The following is a 1676-nucleotide window of genomic DNA, read 5'->3' as shown; positions in this document are numbered from 1 at the left end:
TCCACAGCAGCCTCGGCTACCGCAGCCCTGCCGAATACGAGACCGCCTTGGCGGCCTGACCACACACCAAAAGTGTCCGCCAAAGCGGAACAAGCTCACATCATGACTGGATGTCCCTGTCTCGATCGACTTCGCCACGTGGCAGGGGCGATCGGCGAGTACTGAGAGAACGAACACTTCGCACAGAACCCCGACGCCACGCCCGGCGAGGGCGGCGTCCGCAAGCAGCTCTTCGACTCCTACGCCGCCTCCGTCGACTGGACCTACGAAGACCACGTCACCCGGGCCCTGCGGATGTTCGAGAGCATGCTGCGCCGCCTCGACCGGGAGAGCCGAAAATACGGCGGAGACGGCCTGCCTGCCGACACGGTGGCGGAGCTGCGGGAGGCGTTCGCACGGGACGGCTGCCGCCTGGACGACGAGCTGCGCCTACACACGGCACGCGTCACCCGCCTGACCGTCCACGTTGAGGCCCTGACCGCGGTATCAGGTATCCACGCCGAACTGGAGCGGGTCCGCAGGTTCGGAGCCGAGTACCCCGACGACGCGATCGGCGCCGGCTAAGCAGCTGATCGAGGCCACCGCCAAGCTCGTACTACTTAAACGGAATCTTCCGGTAGACGAACGCCAGGACCTGCCCGCCCTTGATCAAGCAGGCGCAGCAAGCACTCCACCTCCACCCCGCAGCACTGCCTCCGGCACGCGACGGCGCCAGCCCGGACAACGCCGACAGCATCAACGCCCTGACCTCCGCTGCCATCGGCGTCGCGGAACTGCGCAACCGGTACGGAACCGGCCACGGGCGGCTGGTCGCACCCACTGGGCTGGGACCCCGGCACGCCCGCTTCGCTGTCGGCACCGCCTCCACCTGGTGCGAGCTGAGGCATGAGGCGTTCATCGGCCTGGCCGCGCTTCTCCACGCTGCCACAACCACCGAACTGTGCCTCCTCACCCTCGATGACCTCACCCCTGCCCGCCGGGCGGTGCGCTTCCCCGGACGCTCCGCCGACCTCGCATTCGATACGGCCACGTGGAACGCGCTGACAGGCTGCCTCAGCCACCGGGCCTCGTCGGGCACGGACAACCCGCATTCCTAGTGACGCGCCTGACCAGCGACCAGACGCCCTCGGTCGGGTTGAGGTCCGGGGCATAGGTGGGCAGCTGGAACACGGCGAGCCACTCGAGGTTCGCGTCGATGAACTCGCGCATGCCGGCCGTCAGGTGCAGGCGGACGTTGTCCCAGACCAGCACGATCGGTCCGCCGAGCTGGATGCGGGCGCGGACGAGTCGCGGAAGTCGCGCCAGCTGAAACCCTTCGGCTCGTCCTTGCGGCCCCGGTACTCGCGGATCGCGTAGATCAGCCGAGACCGCTCGCCTGGCTTGTAGCAGGCCATTCCCGCCATCGACACGCGCCCCGAGCCCCGGCCCCTCACCCTCACGACCGGGGTCTGGCCGATCCGGCCCCAGGTCCTGGCGTGCGGCGGAGTCATCGACTGCCCGGCCTCGTCCTCGAAGACGATCCAAGCGCTGTGCTCCGCCGCGGTGCTCTTACCCGCGGCCAGGCTTCCTTCTTCCAGACCTCGACCGCGTCGTCATCGCGCTCGATCGCGCGCCTGGTGGGCTGCTGCCAGCTCCAGCCGTGGCGCTTCAGCAGCCGCCAGGTGCCCTCGACCGTG

2 protein-coding genes and 1 pseudogene are annotated in these 1676 nt (G+C 68.8%); 2 read left to right on the top strand and 1 reads right to left on the bottom strand.

Features of this window, described 5'->3' with window-relative positions:
* Positions 1–294: 294 nt before the first annotated feature.
* Positions 295–564 carry a hypothetical protein gene (locus IF89_RS41365; RefSeq protein ID WP_051808149.1) on the top strand — a complete coding sequence of 90 codons (270 nt, stop codon included), beginning with the start codon at positions 295–297 and terminating at the stop codon, positions 562–564.
* 80 nt (positions 565–644) lie between these two features.
* Complete coding sequence (locus IF89_RS41360; RefSeq protein WP_051808147.1) at positions 645–1097, top strand: abortive infection family protein; 453 nt, start codon at positions 645–647, stop codon at positions 1095–1097.
* 4 nt (positions 1098–1101) lie between these two features.
* Here IF89_RS41360 and IF89_RS50070 read toward each other — a convergent pair.
* Positions 1102–1676, bottom strand: a pseudogene (locus IF89_RS50070) (IS630 family transposase); the annotation flags it as partial.

This window comes from Streptomyces sp. NRRL F-2664 (genome assembly GCF_000719345.1).
In the GTDB taxonomy this organism is placed as follows: domain Bacteria; phylum Actinomycetota; class Actinomycetes; order Streptomycetales; family Streptomycetaceae; genus Streptomyces.
The sequence above is the reverse complement of the archived record's forward strand: the minus strand, read 5'-3'. Positions and strand labels throughout refer to the sequence as shown.

Bases quoted from the DNA above. Each gene is read 5' to 3' on its own strand.
- IF89_RS41365 (WP_051808149.1), top strand. From the start codon at position 295: ATGTTCGAGAGCATGCTGCGCCGCCTCGACCGGGAGAGCCGAAAATAC.